Genomic DNA, 22,899 nt, shown 5'->3' with positions numbered 1-22,899 from the left:
GCTGCCGCGGATGTCGGCGTCTGTCTGACATTACGGAACCTTCACACGCCGGCATCGCTCATATTGTCGTGCCGGATGGCGCGGTGTGTGCCGCATCCCCGGCTTTCGCCTGGCAACAGAGGAGAACTCAAAATGCGAATCCATAGCAAGAAATGGCTGATCGTTCCGGTGGCTGCAGCGGCTGTGCTGGCCGGTTGTGCCGCTCCGTATGACAGCGGCTACAACACCGGCTACAACGCCCCGCCTCCGGGGTACCAGACTCCCAACACCTCGCAGGCCCCGGCCGGCGCGGTGTACTACGGCCGCGTGGAATCGATTGAACCGATCACCAGTACGCAAGGCAGCTCGGGCCTGCTCGGCACCGTGATCGGCGGTGCGGCCGGCGGCCTGCTGGGCCACCAGATCGGCGGCGGACGCGGGCAGACCGCGGCGACCATCGGCGGTGCCGTGGTCGGCGCCGTGGCCGGCAACCAGATCGAGAAGCGCGCGGGCAGCAACACCCAGACCGCGTACCGCGTCAACGTGCGCCTGGATGATGGCCGCATCGCCACGGTGACCCAGTCGAGCCTGGGCAACCTGCAGGTGGGCATGCGCGCACGCGTGGCCAATGACATGGCAACGCCGTACTGACATGCCAGCCTGACGTTTGCCAGCATGTAAAAGGCCACGCATCGCGTGGCCTTTTTTTGCTACCGGCGTGCGCTCGCGCTCAGTCCTTCAGGAACATCTCCTGCAGGTCGTTGAGGAAGCGCCGGCCCAGCTCGGTGGCGCGGATGGTGGTCAGGTCCGCTTCCAGCAGCCCCTTCTTTTCCGCCTCGGCCAGCTGCTTGCTGATGGTATGCAGCGGCAGCCCGGTGTAGTCGTGGAAGCTCGATGCCGGCACGCCGTCGGTCAGGCGCAGCGCGTTGAGCATGAACTCGAACGGCAGCTCGTCGGCGCCGACATCGCGCGCTTCCTGCACGGCATTGCCGGCCAGCGCCCGCTCCATGTAGGTGGCCGGATGCTTGTGCCGCATCTGGCGCAGTATCCGATGCGGGAACGACAGCTTGCCGTGCGCGCCGGCGCCGATGCCGAGGTAGTCGCCGAAGCGCCAGTAGTTCAGGTTGTGGCGCGCCTCGCGATGCGGCTTTGCGTACGCAGAGGTTTCGTAGTGCCGGTAGCCGGCCTGAGCGGTGCGCGCTTCGATCCAGTCCTGCATCTCGTACGCGCTGTCGTCGTCCGGCAGCGCCGGCGGGAATTTGGCGAAGAGGGTGTTGGGCTCCAGCGTCAGGTGGTACAGCGACAGGTGCGTGGTGCCGTACGACAGCGCGGCTTCCACATCCTGCCGGCATTCATCCAGCGTCTGGCCGGGCAGGGCGTACATCAGGTCCAGGTTGATGTTGTCGAAGCTGGCCTGGGCGATGTCGATCGCCTTGCGCGCCTCGGCACCGCCGTGGATGCGCCCGAGCGCCTGGAGGTGCCGGTCGTTGAAGCTCTGGATGCCGATCGACAGCCGGTTGATGCCGCTGGCGCGGTAGCTGGCGAACTTGTCGGCCTCGAAGGTGCCGGGGTTGGCCTCCATCGTGATCTCGGCGTCGGCATCCAGCGGCAGCAGCGCGCGGATATCCGACAGCAGCCGGTCCATGCCTGCCGCCGACAGCAGGCTGGGCGTGCCGCCGCCGATAAAGACCGTATGCACCGGCCGGCCCCACACCAGCGGCAGCGACTGCTCCAGGTCCGCGCGCAGCGCGTCCAGGTAGATGTCTTCCGGGATCTCGTGGTTGTCGGCGGGTGCGGCGTGCGAGTTGAAATCGCAATACGGGCACTTGCGCACGCACCACGGGATATGCACGTACAGCGACAGCGGCGGCGAGCCGGGCAGGCTGATCTGCCCGGGCTTGAGCCAGAGCTGCTTGCTGTCCACGGGCACGGACGCGGAGACCGGTACGATCGGGATCATCGGGTGGCGCTTTGCGCGGCATCGGCCTGCAGCCGTGCCACCAGCGCGCGCAGCGCCTGGGCCCGGTGGCTGACCGTGTTCTTCTCTTCGGGCGATAGCTCGGCGGCGGTCTTGCCCAGGTGCGGCAGCAGGAAGTGCGGGTCGTAGCCAAAGCCGCCCGCGCCGCGCGGCGCGTCGACGACCTCGCCGTGCCAGAGGCCTTCGGCAATGATCGGGCAGGGGTCTTCGGCATGGCGCACGAACACCAGCACGCAGTAGTAGTGCGCGTGGCGGTTCAGCTTGCCGGCCAGTTGCGAGACCAGGTGCGCATTGTTGGCGGCATCCGACCTGGCCTGCCCGGCCATCTGCGCATAGCGCGCGGAATAGACGCCGGGCGCGCCGTCCAGCGCCTGCACGCAGATGCCGGAATCGTCGGCCAGCGCGGGCAGCCCGGCCAGCCGGCTGGCATGGCGGGCCTTGGCCAGCGCGTTCTCGACGAAGGTGGCAAAGGGCTCTTCGGCCTCGGGAATGCCCAGTTCGCCCTGGGGCACCACGTCAAAGCCGAGCGGGGCCAGCAGCGCGCCGAATTCGCGCAGCTTGCCGGCGTTGTTGGAAGCCAGTACCAGGCGTTGCATCGCGGGTCCCGCTGCTCAGGCCAAGCCGAGCGCTTCGCGCTGGTGCTGCACCAGGCGGGCGATGCCGGCTTCGGCCAGGCGCGTCATGGCGTCCAGGTCGGCGCGGCTGAACGGTGCGCCTTCGGCGGTGCCCTGCACCTCGACAAAGCCGCCGCTGCCGGTCATGACCACGTTCATGTCGGTGTCGCAGCTGCTGTCCTCGGCGTAGTCCAGGTCCAGCACCGGCACGCCGTCGACCATGCCGACCGAGACCGCGGCAACATGGTCGCGGATCGGGCTGGCCGCGATCAGGCCGTCGCGCAGCATGGTCGAAACCGCGTCATGGGCGGCGACAAAGGCGCCCGTAATGGCCGCGGTGCGGGTGCCGCCGTCGGCCTGCAGCACGTCGCAGTCCAGGTGGACGGTGTATTCGCCCAGCGCCGCCAGGTCGAACACCGAGCGCATGGCGCGGCCGATCAGGCGCTGGATTTCCTGGGTGCGGCCGGTCTGCTTGCCGCGCGCGGCCTCGCGGTCAGAGCGGGTATGCGTGGCGCGCGGCAGCATACCGTATTCGGCCGTGACCCAGCCTTCGCCGCTGCCCTTCTTGTGCGGCGGCACCTTGGCCAGCACGCTGGCGGTGCAAAGCACCTTGGTGTCGCCAAAGGCACACAGGACAGAGCCTTCGGCGTGGCGGGTGTAGTGGCGGGTAAGGCTGATGGAACGCAGCGCATCGGCTGCGCGGCCGCTGGGTCGCATGGGATGGTTTGTCCGAATCGGGGAGAGACCGCGATTCTAACGCCGCCAGCCCTTGAGCGCCGCATCGCACGCGGGGAGGGCATTACCGCATCAGGTTGCTGGTCTTGTCGATGGCGGCGCGGATCTCGGCGATCGAGCGCTCGATCTCCTCTTCGGACAGCAGGTCGCTGTCAGTGCCGGTGCGCTCCAGGATCGAGGTGGTGAAGGCGTTCAGCGGCAGGGTGTCGGTCATGACCGAATCCTGCCCCGCCGCATTGCTGTCCAGTTCCCACATCATGGCGATGCCGGTGGTGTTGTCGGCACCTTCGCCGGCGTTCTGCAGCGCCTGCTCGATCAGCGCCGGCACCGCCTGCACCACCGACAGGCGCGACAGCTTGTCCACCAGCGCGGGCTCTTCGAGCGCGCCCCACAGGCCGTCGGAGCAGAGCAGGGCCACGTCGCCCGGCTCCAGCCGCACCGGGCCGCCCAGGTCGATCAGCGGCAGGTTGGGCGAGCCCAGGCAGTTGTAGAGCTTGTTGCGCTCCGGGTGGTTAGCCACGTGCATCGGTAGCACGCGCTCCTGCTGCAGCAGGTTCTCGATCTTGGAGTGGTCGCGCGTGCGCGTCAGCAGCCGGCCCTTGCGCAGCAGGTAATAGCGCGAGTCGCCGGCATGGGCCCAGTAGATCTGGCCCTGCTGCACAAGGCAGCAGACCACCGTGGTGCGCGGCACGTCCGCCATCTGGTTGGCTTCGGCATAGCGGTGGATCTCGCGGTGGGCCAGCATGATGGTGTCCTGCAGGAACTCGGCCGGGTTGCGCACCGTGGGCCGCGCCTGCACCTGGAACTGGCGCGCCAGCGTCTGCAGCGCCTGCTGCGCGGCGACTTCGCCGTGCGCATGGCCGCCCAGGCCGTCGGCCAGCACCATCAGCAGCGCGTCGCGCGTGAAGCAATAGCCCATGCGGTCCTGGTTGACGCGGCGGCCGCCTTTCCTGCTTTCCTGGTAGACAGAGAATCGCATGTTGGCTTTCAGGGAATTCAGTGGACTGGCCGCAAGCGGGGCGCCAGATTTGTGATTCAGTCGACGCTCGCGCCGGGGACGGGTTCGTCACGCCGGCGCAGCAGGGTCAGGAAGCGCGAGGTCGCCGCGGGCCGCTCCGCCGGCGCCAGGGCCGGGGCTTGCGTCTGCGGCGCCAGCGCCTGTTCGCCGAGGGCGTTGGTCTGCTCGCGCAACTCCTTCTGCAGCCGGAACACGCTCTGCGGGCGCTCGGCCGGCGTCAGCCGCAGGCACCATTCGACCAGGTCCACCAGCCCGTTGGTGTAGCTGCTGCGCAGCCGCGCCAGGGCATCGCCCATGCGGTCTTCCTTTTCACGCTGGTTGGCTTCCTGCGGCGGCATGCCGGCCATGCAGGCATAGAGCGTGGCGCCCAGGCTGTAGACATCGGTCCACGGGCCCAGGTCGGAATGCTTGCCATAGAGCTCGGGCGCGGCAAAGCCGGGGGTGTACATCGGCTGGAAGCGGGCCGCTTCCATCGTCAGGGTCTGCCGCGCGGCGCCAAAATCCAGCAGGATCGGGGATTCGTCCTCGCGCAGGTAGATGTTGCCGGGCTTGATGTCCAGGTGCAGCAGCTTGTGGATATGGACCTCGCGCAGGCCGCTCATCAGGTCGTGGAAGACCTTGCGCATGAAATGCTCGCGCAGCACCTTGGGGCCGCCTTGCTGCCGGGCGGCCAGCACGTGCTCCTGCAGCGTCTTGCCGAGCTCGTAGTTCATCACCATGTAGACGGTGGAGTTCTCGCGGAAGAAATTCACCACGCGCACCACGCTGGGATGGGAGATGCGGGCCAGCGAGCGGCCCTCTTCAAAGAAGTACTTCAGGCCCAGCCGGAACGCGGCGGCGTTTTCCTCGGGCACCACGGGGATCAGTTCGCCCGGGTTGCGCCGCGCCAGCGACGACGGCAGGTATTCCTTGATGGCAACCGGTGCGCCGGTATCGTCGGTGGCCAGGTAGACGAAACTGAACCCCCCGCTGGCCAACTTCTTTACAATACGATAGTTGGACAACAGCGTGCCGACGGGCAGCGGTGCACTCTTCGGTTGTGTCGTGCCCTTTGGCTCTGTCATGGGAATAGGGACCTGATTTGCCTCCGGATTGTCCGGGCTAATCGGTCACTTGTAAAGAACACAAATAAGGGCATTGTTGCCCTCCTTTCAACGTATTGAGAGCTCCCCGGAATCCCGTACGGGGCGCTCGAGGCGGGACCCGCCGGTCGCCAGCAGCCCGGGGCCGCCGCCATTCACGAGAACATCCAATGATCCACAGCATGACAGGCTATGGCCTGGCGACGCGCCAGGCGCCATTGACCAACGCGCAAGGCGAGCCCAGCGGGCGCTCCGCGTCCGTTTCGGTGGAATTCCGCACTGTCAATTCGCGTTTCCTCGACCTGTTGTTCCGGGCCCCGGAAGAGTGCCGCGCGTTCGAGCCGGCCCTGCGTGAGATGCTGATGGCGGAGCTGTCGCGCGGCAAGCTGGAGTGCCGCATCAACCTGCAGCGCACCGACACCGGCGGCGCCACCCTGGCCCTCAATGAGGGGCTGCTGGCGCAGATCCGCGCGCTGGAAACCACCGTCGCCGCCACCTTCGCCAGCGCCGGCACCCTGCGCATGGGCGAGATCCTGCGCTGGCCGGGCGTGCTGGTCGAGCCGGAACTGTCGCAGGAGGCACTGCGCGAGGCGGTGCTGGGCGCCGCGCGCGAGGCGCTGGACCAGCTGCTGGAAGCCCGCCGCCGCGAAGGCGACGCGCTCAAGGCGACGCTGATGGAGCGCATCGACGCCATGCTGGCGATCGTCGAGCGCCTGACGCCGACCATCCCGCAGCTGATCGCGCACCACCAGGAAAAGCTGACCGAGCGCCTGCAGGAAGCCTTCAACCTGGCCGCGCCCACCGGCATGCCGTCGATGAGCCGCGACGAGATCGCCGAGCGCATCCGCCAGGAAGCCACCGTCTACGGCATCCGCATCGACATCGCCGAAGAGCTGTCGCGGCTGCAGGCGCACCTGAACGAGACCCGGCATATCCTGAAGAAGGGCGGCCAGGCCGGCAAGCGCCTGGACTTCATGATGCAGGAGCTCAACCGCGAGGCCAACACGCTTGGCTCCAAGGCCGCCGCCAAGGAACTGGCCGATGCCTCGATGGAGCTCAAGCTGCTGATCGAGCAGATGCGCGAACAGGTCCAGAATCTCGAATAAAGACAGCCCCAGGAATCACCAAAGAATCATCATGAGCCCAACGCCTCAATCCGCGCCACACACTGCCATCGATACCGTCTACCCCGGCAACCTCTTCATGGTGGTGGCGCCGTCAGGAGCCGGCAAGTCGACGCTGGTCAACAAGTTGCTGTCGCAGGACCCGGCCATCCGCCTGTCGATCTCGCACACCACACGCGCCCCGCGCCCGGGCGAGCAGGACGGGCGCGAGTACCACTTCGTCACGGTCGACGCGTTCCGCGCCGCGCGCGACCGCGGCGACTTCCTGGAATGGGCCGAGGTCCACGGCAACTACTACGCGACCTCGCGCGTGTGGATCGAGCAGCAGATGGCGCAGGGCAACGACGTGCTGCTGGAAATCGACTGGCAGGGCGCGCAGCAGGTGCACCAGCGCTTTTCCAACGCGGTCGAGATCTTCATCCTGCCGCCGTCGCTGACGGCTCTGGAAGAGCGCCTGAAAAAACGCGGCCAGGACGAGCCCAATGTGATCGTGCGCCGGCTGCTGGCGGCGGGCAGTGAAATGGCCCACGCCTCGGAGTCGGACTACGTCATCATCAATGAGGTCTTCGACGATGCTCTGGAGCAGTTGCGCAACGTGATCAGCGCCACGCGGCTGCGGTTTTCCTCGCAGAAAGCACGGCATACGGAGCTGTTTATCGAGCTGGGCATCCACTGAGCCGATGCCTGCCGATGACAGCCGCGCGGGGCGCCGCCGGCGTTTTCCGCCGCGTGCTGTAAAATAGCAACCCAACGTAAGGTTTTGTCCCAAGGTGGATTTGATATGGCGCGTATTACCGTCGAAGATTGTCTGAAACACATTCCGAATCGCTTCGAGCTCGCGCTGGCGGCCACGTATCGTGCCCGTCAGCTGGTGCAGGGCCACACGCCCAAAGTCGAAGCAAAGGACAAGCCGACCGTGGTGGCACTGCGCGAGATCGCGTCGGGCCAGGTCGGCATCGAGATGCTGAAGAAGGTCCCGACCTGATTGGTCAGGCGGCCCATGGCTTATCCTCGCATCGTGCCAGCACGTATCCAGCCGGATTCCAGGGGCCGCCGCCATGCCTTCGCCGCATTCGCCCTCCAAGCCTCCCTCCCAGCCGTCGCCGACTGCCGTGGCGCCGGCGCTTGGCGATGCGGCCCCGCCTACGGCGCCTAAGCGCACCATTCCGGGCCAGCCCTCCGTGAACGCGCGCACCGGCGCTCCCAATCTTCCCGATCCGCTCGGCGACGATGTCGTCGGCGAGCGTGCCGTCGCGCCCGCGCTGGCGCCGGGCAAGTCCAGGGGCGCGGCGCTGCAGGACGAGCTGGCCGCGATGCAGGATGTGGCGCCGGCGGCTGACAGCCTGTTTATCGACGCAGTGCTGGCGCAGTCATACCGGCACTTCTTCGGCCCGACCTCGCAGCCGGCGGTGCCGCCGCGCCAGCAGGTCATCTCCATCACCCGGCTGATGGAGAAACTCGCGTACCTGAAGGCGCCCGACCTGGCGCGCGTGCGCGAGGCCTTCCAGTTTTCCGACGAAGCCCACCTGGGCCAGTACCGCCAGAGCGGTGAGCCCTACATCACCCATCCGGTGGCGGTGGCCGAGCTGTGCGCGGACTGGAAGCTGGATGTGCAGTCCATCATGGCGGCGCTGCTGCACGACGTGATGGAAGACCAGGGCATCACCAAGAGCGAGCTGGTCGAGAAATTCGGCCCCAAGGTCGCCGAACTGGTCGACGGCCTGACCAAATTGGACAAGCTCGAATTCCAGAGCCGCGAGCAGGCGCAGGCGGAGAGCTTCCGCAAGATGCTGCTGGCGATGGCGCGCGACGTGCGCGTGATCCTGGTGAAGCTGGCCGACCGTACGCACAACATGCGCACGCTCGACTTCGTCCCGCCGGAGAAGCGCCGCCGCATCGCGCTGGAGACCATGGAGATCTATGCGCCGATCGCGCACCGTCTCGGTCTCAACACGATCTACCGCGAGCTGCAGGAGCTGTCCTTCAAGGTCGGCTCGCCGTTCCGCTACGCCACGCTGGAAAAAGCCGTCAAGGCCGCGCGCGGCAACCGCCGCGAGGTGGTCAAGCGTATCCTGGAAGCCGCGCAGAAGGGGCTGGCCGACGCCGGCATCGTGGCCGAACTGTCCGGGCGCGAGAAAACGCTCTACAGCATCTACCGCAAGATGCACGACAAGCAGCTGTCGTTCTCGCAGGTGCTGGACGTATATGGTTTCCGCGTGGTGGTGGAAACGCAGATGCACTGCTACATGGCGATGGGCGCGCTGCATGGGCTGTACAAGCCCATGCCCGGCAAGTTCAAGGACTACATCGCCATCCCCAAGATCAACGGCTACCAGTCGCTGCACACCACGCTGGTGGGTCCGTTCGGCACGCCGGTGGAGTTCCAGATCCGCACGCGCGACATGCACCAGATCGCCGAGGCCGGCGTGGCCGCGCACTGGATGTACAAGCATCAGGCCGATCACGCCAACGATATCCAGCAGCAGGCGCACCAGTGGCTGCAGTCGCTGCTCGATATCCAGAGCCAGACCGGCGATTCGCAGGAATTCCTCGAGCACGTCAAGATCGACCTGTTCCCGGATGCGGTCTACGTGTTCACGCCCAAGGGCCATATCCGCGCGCTGCCGCGCGGCGCCACCGCGCTGGACTTTGCCTACGCGGTGCACAGCGACCTGGGCAACCAGTGCGTCGCGGTCAAGATCAACAACGAGATGTTGCCGCTGCGCACCGAGCTCAAGAGCGGCGATATCGTCGAGGTGGTGACGGCGCCGTACTCCAAGCCCAATCCGGCGTGGCTGTCGTTCGTGCGCACCGGCAAGGCGCGCGCGGCGATCCGCCACTACCTGAAGACCACCAAGCTCGACGAAGCCATCCAGCTTGGCGAGCGCCTGCTGGAACAGTCGGCGCGCCAGCTCGGCTTCGAGCTCAAGGCGGTGCCGCAGTCGGTGTGGGACCGCATGGTGCAGTGGACCGGCAACAAGCAGCGCGAAGACATCTTTGCCGACCTGGCACTGGGCCGGCGCGTGCCGGCGGTGGTGGCCAAGCGCATGGAGATCCTGCTCCAGGAGCTGTCCGGCGATGTCGACAGCGCGCTGCTGGCGGCGGTGCAGACCTTCGCCGGCGAAGAAGCGCCCGCGGTGCCGATCACCGGCGACGAAGGCATGTCGATGATCTTCTCGGCGTGCTGCCGCCCGATCCCGGGCGACTCCATCGTTGGCTACCTGGGCAAGGGCGAAGGGCTGCAGATCCACGTGCAGGACTGCAAGATCGCCAAGCGCCTGCACAGCAAGGATCCGGAGCACTGGATCGACGTGATGTGGGCCAAGAAGACCACGCGCGCCTTCGACGTGTCGATCAAGGTGATGGTGCGCAACGTCAAGGGCATCGTTGCGCGCGTGGCTGCCGACCTGACCGCCGCCGACGCCAACGTCGCGCACGTGGCCATGGAGCAGCAGGACGCCGGCCACCAGGAAGCCACCTATATGCAGTTCATCATCCAGGTGCAGAACCGCCTGCACCTGGCCAACGTGATGCGCGGGCTGCGCCGCAACCCGGACGTCATCCGGATATTCCGCGACCGCAACGACGGCTAGGAGGCCGTTCTAGGACGGCCCTGGCGTCGTTGTGCGGCCTTGCCGTGCTACTTGTACTGTCTGCGGCCGCACGCCTAGCCAGGGCCGCCCTAAAACGGCCTCCACTCCAGGCTATTGTTTCCGCGACGGGTAGCGGACTTCCAGGATATCGATCTGCTCGACCCCGGCCGGCGTGCGCAGCGCCACGGTGTCGCCCTCGCGCGCCTTGATCAGCGCCTTGGCGATCGGCGAGATCCAGCTCACGTGGTTGCTGTCCAGGTCGACTTCATCCATGCCGACGATGGTGATGGTGGTTTCTTCGCCGGCACGATTGGCGTAGGTGACGGTGGCGCCGAAGAAGATCTGGTCGTTGTCGCCCTGCAGCGACGGGTCGACCACTTCCGCCTTGTCGAGGCGGCGCGTCAGGAAGCGGATGCGGCGGTCGATCTCGCGCAGGCGCTTCTTGCCGTAGAGATAGTCGCCATTCTCCGAGCGGTCGCCATTGGAGGCCGCCCACGACACGATCTGCACTACATCGGGCCGGTCGACGTCGATCAGCTGCATCAGCTCATTGCGCAGGCGGTTGTAGCCTTCGGCGGTGATGTAGTTCTTGGTGCCGGGAGGCAGCGGCGTTGCGCCTTCGGGGAGGTCGTCGTCCTCGTCGCCGGACGACTCTTTGACAAATGCCTTGTTCATGTTCCGGATCACTTCTTGGGTCTGTCATTATAGGAAAACGCTACAGGCGAACCTCGCCGGCGGGCATCTGCTGCACCCCTTCCAAAGAAAGATCACAAAAAGGTTGCGAAGGGGCTTCCCAAAAATAAAAACTGGGTTATAATCTTTTTCTCGCGTGCGGCTGTAGCTCAGTTGGATAGAGTACTTGGCTACGAACCAAGGGGTCGTGGGTTCGAATCCTGCCAGCCGCGCCACCTATGCAGAAAGAAAAGGGCTTCCGGAAACGGAAGCCCTTTTTCGTTTCCGTCCTTTCGCCGTCGTGCCGTTCGACTTGCGCGCCGCGGCTACCGTTCCCGCTTTCCGTCTGCGCCCACGCAAACCTGCGATTGCTGCGTCACGCCTTGCGGTCGCGCGTGCGGCCTCCTAGGCTCGAATCAGGCACAACCTCGACCCTGGGAGCTGAGCGCATGGAAAACGCAGAGTGGCGCGTTGAAGAGTACCGCGGCATGGATGTCTATGTCCTGGTATCGCCGCACGGGCAGGACAGCATCGGCCGTTGGGGCTATGAAGTCCGCGTGTCGCAGGAAGGCGCCGACCCGGCCGACGCGGGCGATACCGAGTTGCTTGCCAGCGGCCCGCAGCAGTTCGCCACGCGCCATGCGGCGGAGGTGGCTGCCTTCGGCGCGGGCTATGCCCTGGTGGACCGACTGCTCGGGCCCGCCGAATAAGGGTTGCGCGTCATTGTGGTTGGCGCAACGGCTTATATCATGCCGTGATCTATTGCTATTGACGCGGATCATTCTTGATCCTGCGCGGCACTCCTACGCTGGAAATGAAGCGAGCGAAGTCTCGCTCGCCATTGCAGCAGAAAGGAGTGCCCCCGCCATGCCGGAATATGCAGGCTACAAGATCGTCTATGAAGTGATTGCGGTGCCCAGGTCCAAGTGGGCCATCCTGATCGAGATCATGCGCCGCACCGACGGCCAGATTCTCGCGGGGCGGCACAACCCGTTTCCCAACCAGCCGTTCGACACCAAGCTCGAGGCGCTCGAACACGTCAATCGCTATGTCGAAGCCGTGCTTGCAACGCACGAACCGGACGGCAAAGTCAGGCGCATTGCATGATGGCGCGAGGCACGAGCGAACGATTTCATGCGCACGGCAAAATAGCGCTTGCCATGCGCGGATGAATCGCCCATAATCCGTCTCCTTCAGACGCGGGGTGGAGCAGTTGGCAGCTCGTCGGGCTCATAACCCGAAGGTCGCAGGTTCAAGTCCTGCCCCCGCAACCAACGCCTTATATCAGTATCCAGCGGCATTCGCCGCAGTCCTTCAAGGCGTTGTTCTCAAGGCCGTCCGGCCTGACTCACTCACTGCTCCGATGTCATTCCGCGCAACCCAAAGGCATGCCTTGCAGCGTTCGTGCGCTGGCACCACTAGGTGCGCACCAGTTCCGCCGCACGCCTGAAGGTATCGCGCACCAGCGGCTGGTCTTCACGCTCCGCGGCGTCGGCATGCTCACGCAGCCGCGTGGCCAGCACCGTCAGTGTTCCGTGCGCCTGCGGCCCGCCCGCGGCCTGGCACTTGGTTACCGCTTCGCGCATCACCGCATCGAGCTCGCCGCTGACATCGGCACCATCGAAGGCGCTCACCGAGAGAGCCGAGATGCGTTCCAGGTAGAGATTGACCAGCGCTTCATCGTGTAGCGGTTCGGACATGTCGGCTCCTTGTCGGTGACGGGGATACAGAACCCATTGTAGTGAAGCCGCCGCCTGCACAGGATCAAACGGTAATGATTCTTGTTCGGGTCCCTGCCGCGCTTCCCATACAAAGTGCACCTGCCCGATTCATTCCGACATTTGCCATCATGATGCTGCAGATTCCCGACGTACTGTCCAAGGCCCAGGTGGCGCAAGTCCGGCAGGTCATCGACGCGGCGGCGTGGGCCGACGGCAATGAGACCTCGGGCTACCAGTCGGCGCTGGCCAAGCGCAACCTGCAGTTGCCGGAGGGCTCGCCGGCGGCGCGCCAGGTGGGCGACCTGATCCAGGACGCGCTCGGCAACAACGCGCTGTTCTTCTCGGCGGCGCTGCCGCTGAAGGTCTATCCGCCGCTGTTCAACCGCTATGAGGGCGGGCATACCTTTGCCAACCATGTCGACAACGCGATCCGCTACCTGCGCGGCACCAGCTTCCGTATCCGCTGCGACCTGTCGGCGACGCTGTTCCTGACCGAGCCAGACGAATACGACGGCGGCGAACTGGTGATCGAGGACACCTACGGCCAGCAGCGCGTGAAGCTGCCGGCCGGGCATATGGTGCTGTACCCGGCCACCAGCATCCACCACGTGACGCCGGTCACGCGCGGGGCGCGGGTGTCATCGTTCGTCTGGATCCAGAGCATGGTGCGCGACGATGGCCAGCGCGCGCTGCTGTTCGAGCTGGACGCGCGTATCCGCCAGGTGGCGCAGGAACTCGGCCAGGCGCATGAATCGGTGATCGGCCTGACCGGGGTCTATCACAACCTGCTGCGCCGCTGGGCGGACTCCTGAACTCCGGCGGCGCTGCATCCCGTCAGCCAGCAAGCAGGCGCGGCTATCCGTCGCGCCGTTGCTGCATCTGCAACAGTTCGATCGGAGAGGGCTGGATGCGCCGCCGCGCCGGGCGCAGCGCGCGGTTGGGCCACAGCACGTAGTTGGTGTGCGGATCCAGCGGCTTGCCGAAGTACGAGACCCAGACCTGTACGCCGTGCTCGGTTTCGGCAACGATGGCCGCGACGGCGCGCGCCGCGGCGGAAGGGGACTTGAGCAGTTCCGCCAGGGCTTCGACGCCCTGCACGACATGGTGCTTCACCCCGGCAAACCATGCGTACTGACGCATGGCGGACAACAAACGCTTGGTCATGAACGCGACTCTGGTTGTGTGGAAAGTGCGAATGAGACCCGCACGCTTCCGGTTTGTTCACGTCGGTTTGCGAAATACCAGCATGACAGCGGCGCCATGTCGCTGTGATGGCATGCGCGTGGCATGCGTCACCTGGTATCGCTCCTGTGCGGCCCGCATCACGTGGCGTGCGCCGGCTCAGGTACCAGTGCAGAGAGTACCATTGCCAGCCGGTCCAGGGCAGGATCGATATCCAGCAGGTCGATGGCGCCGAAGCCCAGCAGCAGCCCCGCGCAGGTAGCAGGGGGCGTGGCATAGCAGGGATCGAGCGTGGCAAGTGCCAGGCCGGCCAGGCGCGCAGTCGAGACCAGTGCCTCGGACGCCACCGGCACGCGCAGCCGCGCCGCCAGGTGGAAGCCCGCCATTGCCGGCAGCGGCTCCAGCCACGGCGACAGGTCGCCGTGCAGCCGCGCCAGCAGGCGGGCGCGGCGCTGGGCGTGGCGCGCGTGCGAACGCCGGATATGGCGCAGCAGGTGACCCTCGGACAGGAAGCGCGCCAGCGCCTGCTGGATCAGCGTCGGCGTGTACCAGTCCATCAGGTGCTTGACCTTGCGCGCGGCCGGCATCAGCCAGGGCGGCACCACCAGGTAGCCGCAGCGCAGGTTGGCCACCAGCGTCTTCGAGAACGTGCCGAGGTAGACCACGCGGCCATGCCGGTCCAGCGTCTGCAGTGCGTCCAGCGCCTGGCCGCCGTAGCGGAATTCGCTGTCGTAGTCGTCTTCCAGGATCACCGCGTGGCGGCGTGCCGCCCAGTCCAGCAGCGCCTGGCGCCGCGCCAGGCTCATCGGCACGCCCAGCGGCGACTGGTGCGATGGCGTGACATAGACCAGCGTGGCATCGTTCGGCAGCGCCTCCACCACCAGCCCTTCACCATCGACCGGCACTGGCACCGCCCGTGCGCCCAGCCCCTGGAACAACGAACGCGCCATCGGATAGCCGGGATCCTCCATCGCCACCACGGCGCCGGGCCCGAGCAGCAGCCGGGCCAGCAGGTCGATGCCCTGTTGCGCGCCGCCCGTGACCAGGATGTCGGTCGGCATGCTCTGCACGCCACGCGTGAAGGCGATATGGCGGGCAATGGCCTGGCGCAGCACCATCTCACCGGCCGGATCGGCGACGCCGGGCGGGCGCTGGCGCTCGGCGGCCAGCGCCGCGCGCACGCAGCGCGACCAGGCTTCATGCGGAAAGCGCGTGGTATCGGCCTGCCCCGGCTGGAACCCATAGCGCGCGCCGCCGCCTGAGTCCAGGAACGGCGTCGGCACCGCCATCCAGCGCTGCACGGCAGGCGGCAGCACCGGCGCCGCCGCCATGCGCATGGCCGGGCGGGCCAGCCCCTCGGCCACATAGGTGCCGTCGCCGACGCGCGCGTGCAGCCAGCCTTCGGCCACCAGCCGTTCATACGCCGTGGTCACCGTCTTGCGCGCCACGCCCAGCTGGGTGCCAAGCAGGCGCGTAGGCGGCATGCGTGCGCCGGCCTCGAGCCGGCCGCCCTGGATCGCGTCGCGGATCTGGTGGACGATCTGCGCGGTCAGGTCGCTGGCTTGGTCCAGGGCGAGATGCAGCTCCATAAGGTACGCGTCGGTCAGGATTGGTCTACTGATTCTGCCGGAGATTGGCAGTATGCGGGGCCAATCGATGGGTCTATCTTTCATCCCAACGGGCGCGACACCAGTGCCCGCCGAATCCAACCTGTCAAAGCGGAGATCGATCATGGAAGAACGGATGAACTGGCAAGACGTGGCCCCTGACGCCTACAAGGCAATGATTGGCCTGGAGGTCTATCTGGCACGCTGCTCGCTGGAGACCACGCTCAAGGAACTGGTGAAGATCCGCGCCTCGCAGATCAACGGTTGCGCGTTCTGCCTGGACATGCACATCACCGATGCGCGCAAGCATGGCGAAAGCGAGCGCCGCCTGAACCTGCTGCCGGCCTGGCGTGAAGTGAGCTGGTTCACCCCGCGCGAGCGCGCCGCGCTGGCGTGGACCGAGGCGCTGACGCTGCTGCCGCAAAGCCAGGCGCCGGATGCGGACTACCAGGGCTTGCGAGAGCAATTCTCGGAAAAGGAAATGGCCGACCTGACGCTGCTGATCTCGGCCATCAATGCATGGAACCGCTTCGGCGTCGGTTTCCGTCGCCAGCCGCCTGCGCTCTGAGCCACGGCGCACATCCGCCCGACCCCAGCCTGACCCGCGCCGTGGCCTGCCGATTGACAAGCCGCGGCGCAGTGCATTAGCTTCTGTTGCAGATGCTGCACAAATGGCAACCGCCGGCGGCGCCGGCATTGGGGGCATGGTGGCGACACGTCAGGAGGGCGGGCAAGCCGTGGCCAAGGGTACTGTCGAGGCCCGGCGCGAGCGCGGCAGGGCCGCCCGCCAGCAGGTGCCGCGCGGTGCGCACGAGGCCATCGGCAACGTCGACCGCGACCCCGTCGAACTGCTGGAAATCAGCAGCCAGGGCCGGGTTGAGCGGCTGGTGCCGCTGCGCTACGGCCGCATGATCCAGTCGCCGTTCGCGTTCTACCGCGGCAGCGCCATCCTCCAGGCCCACGACCTGGCCGGCACCGCGGATTCCGGCCTGCATATGCAGATCTGCGGCGACTGCCACCTGGCCAACTTCGGCGGCTTTGCCACGCCCGAGCGCGCGCTGCTGTTCGACCTCAACGATTTCGACGAAACCAGTCCCGGTCCGTGGGAATGGGACCTCAAGCGCCTGTGCGCAAGCTTCGTGGTGGCGGCACGCCACCTGCGGCACAAGTCCGCTGTGGCCGAAGACATGGTGCGCGAGGCGGTGGGCAGCTACCAGCGCCGCATGCTCGCCTATGGCGAAATGGGCATGCTCGACACCTGGTACGACCGCATTACCTTCGAGCGGCTGCTTGAAGAAGACACCTTGCCCGAAGTCCAGAAGCGCATCCGGCGCGGCATGGAGCGCGCCGCCGACCGCACCCACGAGTCGCTGCTGCCCAAGCTGGCCGAGCGCATCGGCGACCGCTGGTCGATACTCGATGCGCCGCCGGCGATCTTCCACGTGCGCGGCGAGCAGACGCTGTTCGGGCCGGGCGACGACTGGCTGGCCGCCAGCGACGCGGACCTGGCGCTGGACCAGGCCTACCAGGACTACCTGTCCACGCTGGCTGCCGACCGGCGCCGGCTGCTCGGCCATTTCACGCGCCATGACCTGGCCTTCAAGGTGGTCGGGGTGGGCAGCGTGGGCAAGCGCTGCCTGGTGCAGCTGCTGGTGGACCAGCATGACAAGCCGCTGTTCCTGCAGGTCAAGGAGGCCACCAGGTCGGTGGTGGCGCGTTACTTCAAGAGCGCGCCGACCGCGCACGAGGGCCGCCGCGTGGTCGAGGGCCAGCGGCTGATGCAGGCCGCGAGCGACCTGTTCCTCGGCTGGACCAAGGGGCCGTTCGGGCGGCACTTCTATCTGCGGCAGCTGCGCGACATGAAGCTGTCGGCACAGATCGAGCTGATGGACGGCGAGCTGCTCGGCCGCTATGCCTCGCTGTGTGGCTGGGTGCTGGCGCGGGCGCACGCCAAGGCCAGCGGACTGGCCGCCGAGGTCAGCGGCTACCTGGGCCGCAGCGACCGCATGGCCGAGGCGATGGTAGGCTATGCCAATGGCTATGCTGACCAGGTCGAGCGCGACTACGATCAGTTTGTCGCCGCGTGCCGTTCGGGGCGCCTCGAGGCGCGCACCGATGCCGACATGGCTGCTGATTTCCGCGTGTAGCCCACGCGCCTTGCCTGGCCAGGAGTCTGCCCATGACAGAAGACACCCTGCTGCAACTGATGACGGAAGTCGAGAAGGAAGACCCCATCGACTACGCCGACCTGCCGTTCGACGACGCCGCGCTGCGCCGGCTGGCGTGCCGGCTGATCGCCGAGCGCTCCAGCGAGATGGAGGCGTCCGGCCTGCCGGTGGAAGCGCTGCTGGCCACGATGTGGGCCTCGACAGCCAAGCTGGTGCTGGAAAACCTGGTGCTGAACGCGCGCTTGCTGAGGCTGCAGGGCCTGCCCGACGACGCCCAGGCGCTGATCGAGCGCATCGCGCGGCAGTCGCGCGGCGGGGCCTGAACGCGCCAGCCTGACTTCCCGGCCCGCACCGCGGGCCATGTGCCGCAATCGTCTCAAGCTGCGGCGGCTCTGCCGTTTCGCTAAAATACGCGTTTTCACCCAGCCGGTCCGCGCTGTGACTGACACGCGGCGGAGGCGGCTGACCAGGAGGATTTCGGTGATCAAGTGGATTATCGTCGCGGGCTACCTCGGTGCCGTGCTGTATGTGCACTTCCGCGGCAAGGTGCGCCTGCGCATCTGGCGCCAGCTGCTGGACCATTCGGCCCTGGTGGCCCCGATCAACTGCTTCATGTATGCGTTCTCGGGCGTGCCCCGCACGCCGTACATCCCGGTCGACAATTTCCCCGACCTGGAAAAGCTGCGCGCCGCCTGGCCCGAGATCCGCGACGAAGGGCTGGCGCTGACCGCGATGCGCAAGATCAAGGCAGCGGACAAGAACGACGACGCCGGCTTCAATTCCTTCTTCAAGTACGGCTGGAAGCGCTTCTATCTGAAGTGGTACGAGGCCCAGCACCCGTCGGCCGAGCAGCTCTGCCCCAAGACCGTGGCGCTGCTGCGCGAGCTGCCCACGGTGAAGGCGGCGATGTTTGCCGAGCTGCCGCCGGGCGGCAAGCTCAACCCGCACCGCGACCCGTTCGCCGGCTCGCTGCGCTACCACCTGGGCCTGGCCACGCCGAACGACGACCGCTGCTTTATCGAGGTCGACGGCGAGCGCCACAGCTGGCGCGACGGTGAGGGCGTGGTCTTCGACGAAACCTACCTGCACTGGGCCGAGAACCGCAGCGATGCCAACCGGCTGATCCTGTTCTGCGATATCGAGCGCCCGATGCGCTACGGCTGGGCTGCGAAGTTCAACCACTGGATGGGCCGCAAGGTCATGACCGCGGCCAGCTCGCCCAATGACGAGCACGACCAGACCGGCATGATCAACCGGCTGTTCCGCTTTGTCTGGCTGGGCGGCCAGTATCGCCGCCGCTTCAAGGCCTGGAACCGCCAGCTTTACTACGTCACCAAGTTCGGCCTGATCGTGCTGGGCGTGGGGCTGATCGTCTTCCTGTAAGAAGCAAAATCCGGCGGTTTGCTCCCCTCTCCCGCCTGCGGGAGAGGGGAGCAAACAATGGGCCCGTTTCTTTTCCTCGCGGAGACCCCGATGCGCACCCGTATTGCAGTGTTGCTGGCCTTCGCTGTCGTTGGCGCGGCCGCTTGCAGCAACACCCCGGCAGAGCGCCCGGGGAGCGCCCAGACAATCGGCAAGCCCAACCCCGCCTCCGTCAACTGCACGCAGCGCGGCGGCAAGCTGCAGATCGTGTCGACCCCGGCCGGCCAGTCCGGCATCTGCATCTTCCCGTCAGGCAAGCAATGCGAGGAGTGGGCGCTGATGCGCGGCGAATGCACGCCGGGCTGAGCCGCCAGGCTTCAATCGCGGCGGCGTTCGTTGGCCAGCGTGGTGTAGTAGTCGCGCTTGGCTTGATACATGCGGCTGTCGGCCAGCTTGACGACCTCATTCAGCCGGTCGCCCTGCAGACAGGTGGCGTGGCCGATGGAAAGGCTCAGGCGTGTGCCCGGGTAGAACTGGTTGTTCAGCTCCACCACCTTGCCGATCTGCTCGACCACCGTGGCGGCGCCGCGCTCGTCGCGCCCGGGCAGCAGGATCATGAACTCGTCGCCGCCGATACGCGCCACGCAGGCCTGCTCGCCCACCGCCTTCTTCAACACCTCGCCGGTGCGGCGCAGCAGCCCGTCACCGTCGGCATGGCCGAACTGGTCGTTGACCACCTTGAGGCCGTTCAGGTCCACCGCCACCACGCTGACCGGCCACGGGCCCTTGCGGCCCAGCCGCGCCAGCTCGTCCTCATAGTAGGCGCGGTTGTAGAGCTTGGTCAGCACGTCGTGCTTGCCCAGGAACTCGACATAGGCTTCTGCCTTCTTGCGCGCCGTGATATCGGTCAGCGACACCAGCACCTGGTCCCAGTCCGCTTCCCGCCCGGGGAATACCGACCACTGCATGAAGACGTCCACGGCGCGGCCATCGAGCGCGTAGTTGATGACTTCGCGCTGCTGCCACAGCTTCTCGTGCCAGAGGTCGATCAGCTGCTCGGCAAAATGGATGCGCATGTCGTCGCGGAACACATCGCCCAGCCGCGACAGCAGGGCCAGCTTGCTGTCCGCGCCGAACATCTGCAGCGTCTGCTGGTTGACGTCGAGCACTCGGATCTCCTGCATGCAGCGTGAGACAAAGTCCGGATGCACGTTGAGGAAGGTGCGGAAGTCGGTGATGCCGGCGCCGCGCACTTCATCGAGCAGCACCTTGACCGCGCTGAAGTCCTCTACCCACAGCGACACCGGCGAATGCTCGAACAGTCCCAGCGCATACTGCTCGCTGCGGCGCAGTTCACGCTCGGTGCGCATGCGCGGGGTGATGTCCCTGATCGACAACAGCACGCGCTCCCAGGTATCTTCGTGGCCCGGCAACACCGTGGCCTCCAGCTGGATATCGAGCCGCTCGCCATCCAGCGCGTAGTTGACGGTCTGGCTGGCGAAGCGATTGCCGCCGTCCCACAACTGGCCGAGCTCCTCGACATGCTGGTCGAGCATGTCGTCGCGGAAGACTGTGTCGAGGTTGGCCACCAGGTCGTCGAGATCGGCTGCTCGGAACAGCTCCAGCGTGCGCCGGTTCACGTCGATCACGCGGATCAGCGCCGAGCACTGCGCCGCTTGCCGCGGGTCCGCGCGCAGGTGGGCGCGCAGGTCGGTGACACCTTCCTTGCGCAGTTGCGCAAAATACTCGCGCACGGCGCTGAAGTCTTCCAGCCACAGCGAGACAGGTGCCAGTTGGAACAGGGTTTGATAGTCGTCCAGGTTGTTGCCGGCAGGGTTGCCGGCACTCCTGCCGACGGACGTTGCCGCGGATGCACTGCTCAAGGCTTTTCTCCTTTTTCTTTTTCCCGTGGTGCACGGCGCCCCGTGGTCGGTCTTCGCCCCCGGAGACCAGCCGGGCCGCCCCTGCGCACCAGCGCATTAGCATAGGCGAGGCGCAGGCAAAAGGGGAGGGATATTGCAGGCAGGCGCCAGGGCTAGCCCGCCAGCCGCTGCACGATGGCGGCCAGCGTGCCCAGCGCCCGCTCGATCTGCGCCGAGCGCGGCGTGCCGCAGTTGACGCGCAGGCAGTGGTCGAAGCGGCCGGCGTTGGAGAACATCACGCCCGGCATCACGCGGATGCCGGCCTGCAGCGCCTGGTCGAACACCGCCTCGGACGATATCTGGGCGGGCAGTTCCACCCACAGGTGCATGCCGCCGCGCGGGGACCCCAGCCGCGTGCCGGCGGGAAAGCTTGCGGCGATGGCCTGCGCGAACCATTCGCGCTGCGCGCACAGCCGGGTGCGCAGCCGGCGCAGGTGGCGGTCGTGCGCGCCGGAAGCCAGGAAGTCGGCGGCCGCCATCTGCGACAGCATCTCGTTGGGCCGCGACAGGCCGAACTTGAGCATTTCCACGCGCGCCTGCCATTTGCCGGCGGCGATCCAGCCCAGGCGCATGCCGGGCGCCAGCACCTTGTGCAGCGAAGCGCAGTGGATCACGTTGCCGCTGCCATCCCAGGCCTTGGCCGCGGCCGGCGGCGCATCGCTGTCGGCGGTGGCCGAGAAGCAGTCGTCCTCGATCAGCGCGATGCCGCGCGCTTCGCACCACTGCACCAGCCGCGCCTTGTGCGCGTCCGGCATGATGCAGCCGAGCGGGTTCTGCAGGTTGGGCACCACCGCCACCGCACGGATGTTGTCGTAGTGCTGCGCGGCCAGCTCCAGCGCCTCCAGCGAGATGCCGGTCTGGGGGCTGCACGGGATCTCCAGCGCGCGCATGCCCAGGCTTTCCAGGATCTGCAGCAGGCCGTAGTAGGTCGGCGATTCCACCGCGATCACGTCGCCCGGCCCCGCCACCGCGCGCAGCGCGAGGTTGAGCGCCTCGGTGCAGCCGTTGGTGATGACGATTTCTTCCGGCGCGAGCTGCACGCGCGCCCGCAACGCCTGGCGCGCCAGCGCGGAGCGCAGCGGCTGGTAGCCCTCGGGCTCGACCGCTTCGCCGAACAGCATCGGATGCCGGCGCAGCGCACGGGTCGCGGCGCTGCGCAGCGCCTCGGTCGGATACAGTGACGGCGCGCAATAGGCGCCGCCCAGGTTGGTATGCACATGCTGGTGCTGGCCCCGCGCCAGCAAGCCGGAAATGCGCTGGTGGATGCCGACATACTGCGCCGGATCAGGCAAGGCCGCGGCCGGCTCGGCCAGCGCCGCCAGCGGCGAACGCAGCGGTGCCGCGACGAAATAACCCGAGCGCGGCCGCGCTTCCAGCAAGCCGTCGCTCTCGAGCTGCCTGCATGCCTGCAGCGCGGTGGACAGGCTCACACTGTGCAGCGCCATCAGCGCGCGCACCGACGGCATGCGGTCACCGGCGGCGAGCGTTCCGGATTCGATGGCGCGGCGGTAGTGGCCGGCAACCTGGCGGTAGAGCGGGGCGGATTCCATTGGGGCCATCGTGGCGCGGTTGGCCGCATCAGTACAGATACAGAAGCGGGGCAACTGTATCGTAACAGGGCTGAATTCGCATGGCTGTTCCGGTCCAGGCGGTTCCGCGGTGTGCCTGCCGCGGCTGAGATCAGGTCGATAGGCTGGAGTCCTGTGCCTGTTACCGGAGTCCTGCCATGCAAAGCGATCTCAACGACACATCAACCGTGGTGCCGCTTCTGGCCGGCCAGTGCCTGCGCCTGCGCGTGGCGGCGGGCACCGTGCTGCATGCCGGCGCGGGTGAACTGGAGCTGGCCGGGCCGCCCCGATGGCTGGCCGAGACCTGCTACGTACCGCGGCGGCACCTGCGCGCGGGCGATACGTGGACCGTGCCCGCGCGCGGCTGGCTGACGCTGTCGGCAAGCCGCGCCGGCGCATTGTCGATCACTGACCCGCCGGGCTGGCTGCCCCGGCTGCAAGCCTGGCTGGCGTTGTCCTGGCGCCGCACCGGCCCGGCCCGCCAGCCCGAATCCCGCCAGATTCCCGACTCCGCGCCCGAAAGCCTATAAAATTGCGCTCCGGCCGGCCTGGCACATTGGTGTGCCCAACCCCC

25 protein-coding genes and 2 tRNA genes are annotated in these 22,899 nt (G+C 66.9%); 16 read left to right on the top strand and 11 right to left on the bottom strand.

Annotated elements, in window-relative coordinates:
* Positions 1 to 132: 132 nt before the first annotated feature.
* Positions 133 to 630 carry an outer membrane lipoprotein gene (locus AC3WRI_RS19155; protein WP_010809232.1) on the top strand — a complete coding sequence of 166 codons (498 nt, stop codon included), beginning with the start codon at positions 133 to 135 and terminating at the stop codon, positions 628 to 630.
* A 79-nt stretch (positions 631 to 709) separates the two neighbouring features.
* Here AC3WRI_RS19155 and hemW read toward each other — a convergent pair whose 3' ends face one another.
* From hemW to AC3WRI_RS19130, 5 genes are all read right to left on the bottom strand, one after another.
* The gene (gene hemW / locus AC3WRI_RS19150) at positions 710 to 1,939 is read right to left on the bottom strand and encodes a radical SAM family heme chaperone HemW (RefSeq protein ID WP_010809231.1); all 1,230 of its coding nucleotides are present in this window, start codon (positions 1,937 to 1,939) and stop codon (positions 710 to 712) included.
* On the bottom strand, positions 1,936 to 2,553 hold the full coding sequence (gene rdgB / locus AC3WRI_RS19145) for an RdgB/HAM1 family non-canonical purine NTP pyrophosphatase (RefSeq protein ID WP_010809230.1): 618 nt from the start codon (positions 2,551 to 2,553) through the stop codon (positions 1,936 to 1,938). The genes hemW and rdgB overlap by 4 nt, the downstream gene beginning before the upstream one ends.
* A 15-nt stretch (positions 2,554 to 2,568) precedes the next feature.
* Positions 2,569 to 3,288 carry a ribonuclease PH gene (gene rph / locus AC3WRI_RS19140; protein ID WP_010809229.1) on the bottom strand — a complete coding sequence of 240 codons (720 nt, stop codon included), beginning with the start codon at positions 3,286 to 3,288 and terminating at the stop codon, positions 2,569 to 2,571.
* An 82-nt stretch (positions 3,289 to 3,370) separates the two neighbouring features.
* On the bottom strand, positions 3,371 to 4,285 hold the full coding sequence (locus AC3WRI_RS19135) for a PP2C family protein-serine/threonine phosphatase (protein ID WP_011614807.1): 915 nt from the start codon (positions 4,283 to 4,285) through the stop codon (positions 3,371 to 3,373).
* A 56-nt stretch (positions 4,286 to 4,341) separates the two neighbouring features.
* A complete protein-coding gene (locus tag AC3WRI_RS19130) occupies positions 4,342 to 5,388 on the bottom strand; it encodes a serine/threonine protein kinase (protein WP_010809227.1) in 1,047 nt (348 codons plus the stop codon).
* 188 nt (positions 5,389 to 5,576) lie between these two features.
* Between AC3WRI_RS19130 and AC3WRI_RS19125 the strand changes: the two genes are divergently transcribed.
* From AC3WRI_RS19125 to AC3WRI_RS19110, 4 genes are all read left to right on the top strand, one after another.
* A complete protein-coding gene (locus tag AC3WRI_RS19125) occupies positions 5,577 to 6,512 on the top strand; it encodes a YicC/YloC family endoribonuclease (protein ID WP_010809226.1) in 936 nt (311 codons plus the stop codon).
* Between the two features lie 31 nt (positions 6,513 to 6,543).
* Complete coding sequence (gene gmk, locus AC3WRI_RS19120) at positions 6,544 to 7,206, top strand: guanylate kinase (protein ID WP_010809225.1); 663 nt, start codon at positions 6,544 to 6,546, stop codon at positions 7,204 to 7,206.
* 105 nt (positions 7,207 to 7,311) lie between these two features.
* Positions 7,312 to 7,515: a DNA-directed RNA polymerase subunit omega gene (gene rpoZ / locus AC3WRI_RS19115; RefSeq protein ID WP_006578656.1), complete on the top strand. Its 204-nt coding sequence runs from the start codon at positions 7,312 to 7,314 to the stop codon at positions 7,513 to 7,515.
* A 196-nt stretch (positions 7,516 to 7,711) separates the two neighbouring features.
* Complete coding sequence (locus AC3WRI_RS19110; RefSeq protein WP_037024397.1) at positions 7,712 to 10,123, top strand: RelA/SpoT family protein; 2,412 nt, start codon at positions 7,712 to 7,714, stop codon at positions 10,121 to 10,123.
* A gap of 111 nt (positions 10,124 to 10,234) precedes the next feature.
* Here the strand turns inward: AC3WRI_RS19110 and greB are convergent, their stop codons facing one another.
* On the bottom strand, positions 10,235 to 10,798 hold the full coding sequence (gene greB / locus AC3WRI_RS19105) for a transcription elongation factor GreB (RefSeq protein ID WP_010809223.1): 564 nt from the start codon (positions 10,796 to 10,798) through the stop codon (positions 10,235 to 10,237).
* 156 nt (positions 10,799 to 10,954) lie between these two features.
* Here greB and AC3WRI_RS19100 point away from each other — a divergent pair.
* The 4 genes from AC3WRI_RS19100 to AC3WRI_RS19085 all read left to right on the top strand — a co-directional run bounded on the left by AC3WRI_RS19100 (position 10,955) and on the right by AC3WRI_RS19085 (position 12,069).
* Positions 10,955 to 11,031: transfer RNA gene (locus tag AC3WRI_RS19100), tRNA-Arg, on the top strand.
* Positions 11,032 to 11,244: 213 nt separating this feature from the next.
* Positions 11,245 to 11,505, top strand: a complete 261-nt coding sequence (locus AC3WRI_RS19095) for a hypothetical protein (protein WP_010809222.1) — start codon at positions 11,245 to 11,247, stop codon at positions 11,503 to 11,505.
* 157 nt (positions 11,506 to 11,662) lie between these two features.
* Positions 11,663 to 11,902, top strand: coding sequence for a hypothetical protein (locus tag AC3WRI_RS19090; protein ID WP_492293794.1), 240 nt, complete (start codon positions 11,663 to 11,665; stop codon positions 11,900 to 11,902).
* A gap of 91 nt (positions 11,903 to 11,993) precedes the next feature.
* Positions 11,994 to 12,069 (top strand) — tRNA-Met (locus tag AC3WRI_RS19085).
* A 144-nt stretch (positions 12,070 to 12,213) separates the two neighbouring features.
* Here the strand turns inward: AC3WRI_RS19085 and AC3WRI_RS19080 are convergent.
* Positions 12,214 to 12,495 (bottom strand): hypothetical protein, encoded by a 282-nt coding sequence (locus tag AC3WRI_RS19080; protein ID WP_010809220.1) that lies wholly within the window; start codon positions 12,493 to 12,495, stop codon positions 12,214 to 12,216.
* A 149-nt stretch (positions 12,496 to 12,644) separates the two neighbouring features.
* Between AC3WRI_RS19080 and AC3WRI_RS19075 the strand changes: the two genes are divergently transcribed.
* Complete coding sequence (locus tag AC3WRI_RS19075) at positions 12,645 to 13,328, top strand: Fe2+-dependent dioxygenase (protein ID WP_492293793.1); 684 nt, start codon at positions 12,645 to 12,647, stop codon at positions 13,326 to 13,328.
* 43 nt (positions 13,329 to 13,371) lie between these two features.
* Here AC3WRI_RS19075 and AC3WRI_RS19070 read toward each other — a convergent pair whose 3' ends face one another.
* Both AC3WRI_RS19070 and pdxR read right to left on the bottom strand, forming a co-directional pair.
* Positions 13,372 to 13,680, bottom strand: a complete 309-nt coding sequence (locus AC3WRI_RS19070) for a hypothetical protein (RefSeq protein ID WP_492293791.1) — start codon at positions 13,678 to 13,680, stop codon at positions 13,372 to 13,374.
* Between the two features lie 158 nt (positions 13,681 to 13,838).
* Positions 13,839 to 15,287 (bottom strand): MocR-like pyridoxine biosynthesis transcription factor PdxR, encoded by a 1,449-nt coding sequence (pdxR, locus tag AC3WRI_RS19065; RefSeq protein WP_010809218.1) that lies wholly within the window; start codon positions 15,285 to 15,287, stop codon positions 13,839 to 13,841.
* Positions 15,288 to 15,429: 142 nt separating this feature from the next.
* Between pdxR and AC3WRI_RS19060 the strand changes: the two genes are divergently transcribed.
* The 5 genes from AC3WRI_RS19060 (at position 15,430) to AC3WRI_RS19040 (ending at position 19,201) form a co-directional block, all read left to right on the top strand.
* Positions 15,430 to 15,873, top strand: coding sequence for a carboxymuconolactone decarboxylase family protein (locus AC3WRI_RS19060; protein ID WP_492293789.1), 444 nt, complete (start codon positions 15,430 to 15,432; stop codon positions 15,871 to 15,873).
* A 136-nt stretch (positions 15,874 to 16,009) separates the two neighbouring features.
* Entirely contained in the window at positions 16,010 to 17,452 is a 1,443-nt protein-coding gene (locus tag AC3WRI_RS19055) for a DUF2252 domain-containing protein (protein WP_052181627.1), read from the top strand.
* 32 nt (positions 17,453 to 17,484) lie between these two features.
* A complete protein-coding gene (locus AC3WRI_RS19050) occupies positions 17,485 to 17,796 on the top strand; it encodes a hypothetical protein (protein ID WP_010809215.1) in 312 nt (103 codons plus the stop codon).
* A 157-nt stretch (positions 17,797 to 17,953) separates the two neighbouring features.
* Positions 17,954 to 18,856 carry a lipid A hydroxylase LpxO gene (gene lpxO / locus AC3WRI_RS19045; RefSeq protein ID WP_010809214.1) on the top strand — a complete coding sequence of 301 codons (903 nt, stop codon included), beginning with the start codon at positions 17,954 to 17,956 and terminating at the stop codon, positions 18,854 to 18,856.
* Between the two features lie 90 nt (positions 18,857 to 18,946).
* Positions 18,947 to 19,201, top strand: a complete 255-nt coding sequence (locus AC3WRI_RS19040; RefSeq protein WP_041687227.1) for a putative hemolysin — start codon at positions 18,947 to 18,949, stop codon at positions 19,199 to 19,201.
* A gap of 11 nt (positions 19,202 to 19,212) precedes the next feature.
* On the opposite strand, the gene AC3WRI_RS19035 is transcribed toward AC3WRI_RS19040, so the two are convergent.
* Positions 19,213 to 20,718 (bottom strand): sensor domain-containing diguanylate cyclase, encoded by a 1,506-nt coding sequence (locus tag AC3WRI_RS19035; RefSeq protein WP_492293788.1) that lies wholly within the window; start codon positions 20,716 to 20,718, stop codon positions 19,213 to 19,215.
* Between the two features lie 152 nt (positions 20,719 to 20,870).
* Positions 20,871 to 22,307: an aminotransferase-like domain-containing protein gene (locus AC3WRI_RS19030; protein ID WP_010809211.1), complete on the bottom strand. Its 1,437-nt coding sequence runs from the start codon at positions 22,305 to 22,307 to the stop codon at positions 20,871 to 20,873.
* A 176-nt stretch (positions 22,308 to 22,483) separates the two neighbouring features.
* Here AC3WRI_RS19030 and AC3WRI_RS19025 point away from each other — a divergent pair, with 176 nt between their 5' ends.
* Positions 22,484 to 22,855, top strand: coding sequence for a hypothetical protein (locus AC3WRI_RS19025; protein ID WP_492293786.1), 372 nt, complete (start codon positions 22,484 to 22,486; stop codon positions 22,853 to 22,855).
* Positions 22,856 to 22,899 lie beyond the last annotated feature (44 nt).

This window comes from Cupriavidus sp. FW305-27 (assembly GCF_058787995.1).
Note: the sequence above shows the minus strand (reverse complement) of the source record. Positions and strands in the feature narration are given on the sequence as shown.

Coding starts and splice junctions, on each gene's coding strand:
- AC3WRI_RS19155 (WP_010809232.1), top strand. CDS start 133: ATGCGAATCCATAGCAAGAAATGGCTGATCGTTCCGGTGGCTGCAGCG.
- hemW (WP_010809231.1), bottom strand. CDS start 1,939: ATGATCCCGATCGTACCGGTCTCCGCGTCCGTGCCCGTGGACAGCAAG.
- rdgB (WP_010809230.1), bottom strand. CDS start 2,553: ATGCAACGCCTGGTACTGGCTTCCAACAACGCCGGCAAGCTGCGCGAA.
- rph (WP_010809229.1), bottom strand. CDS start 3,288: ATGCGACCCAGCGGCCGCGCAGCCGATGCGCTGCGTTCCATCAGCCTT.
- AC3WRI_RS19135 (WP_011614807.1), bottom strand. CDS start 4,285: ATGCGATTCTCTGTCTACCAGGAAAGCAGGAAAGGCGGCCGCCGCGTC.
- AC3WRI_RS19130 (WP_010809227.1), bottom strand. CDS start 5,388: ATGACAGAGCCAAAGGGCACGACACAACCGAAGAGTGCACCGCTGCCC.
- AC3WRI_RS19125 (WP_010809226.1), top strand. CDS start 5,577: ATGATCCACAGCATGACAGGCTATGGCCTGGCGACGCGCCAGGCGCCA.
- gmk (WP_010809225.1), top strand. CDS start 6,544: ATGAGCCCAACGCCTCAATCCGCGCCACACACTGCCATCGATACCGTC.
- rpoZ (WP_006578656.1), top strand. CDS start 7,312: ATGGCGCGTATTACCGTCGAAGATTGTCTGAAACACATTCCGAATCGC.
- greB (WP_010809223.1), bottom strand. CDS start 10,798: ATGAACAAGGCATTTGTCAAAGAGTCGTCCGGCGACGAGGACGACGAC.
- AC3WRI_RS19095 (WP_010809222.1), top strand. CDS start 11,245: ATGGAAAACGCAGAGTGGCGCGTTGAAGAGTACCGCGGCATGGATGTC.
- AC3WRI_RS19090 (WP_492293794.1), top strand. CDS start 11,663: ATGCCGGAATATGCAGGCTACAAGATCGTCTATGAAGTGATTGCGGTG.
- AC3WRI_RS19080 (WP_010809220.1), bottom strand. CDS start 12,495: ATGTCCGAACCGCTACACGATGAAGCGCTGGTCAATCTCTACCTGGAA.
- AC3WRI_RS19075 (WP_492293793.1), top strand. CDS start 12,645: ATGATGCTGCAGATTCCCGACGTACTGTCCAAGGCCCAGGTGGCGCAA.
- AC3WRI_RS19070 (WP_492293791.1), bottom strand. CDS start 13,680: ATGACCAAGCGTTTGTTGTCCGCCATGCGTCAGTACGCATGGTTTGCC.
- pdxR (WP_010809218.1), bottom strand. CDS start 15,287: ATGGAGCTGCATCTCGCCCTGGACCAAGCCAGCGACCTGACCGCGCAG.
- AC3WRI_RS19060 (WP_492293789.1), top strand. CDS start 15,430: ATGGAAGAACGGATGAACTGGCAAGACGTGGCCCCTGACGCCTACAAG.
- AC3WRI_RS19055 (WP_052181627.1), top strand. CDS start 16,010: ATGGTGGCGACACGTCAGGAGGGCGGGCAAGCCGTGGCCAAGGGTACT.
- AC3WRI_RS19050 (WP_010809215.1), top strand. CDS start 17,485: ATGACAGAAGACACCCTGCTGCAACTGATGACGGAAGTCGAGAAGGAA.
- AC3WRI_RS19040 (WP_041687227.1), top strand. CDS start 18,947: ATGCGCACCCGTATTGCAGTGTTGCTGGCCTTCGCTGTCGTTGGCGCG.
- AC3WRI_RS19030 (WP_010809211.1), bottom strand. CDS start 22,307: ATGGAATCCGCCCCGCTCTACCGCCAGGTTGCCGGCCACTACCGCCGC.
- AC3WRI_RS19025 (WP_492293786.1), top strand. CDS start 22,484: ATGCAAAGCGATCTCAACGACACATCAACCGTGGTGCCGCTTCTGGCC.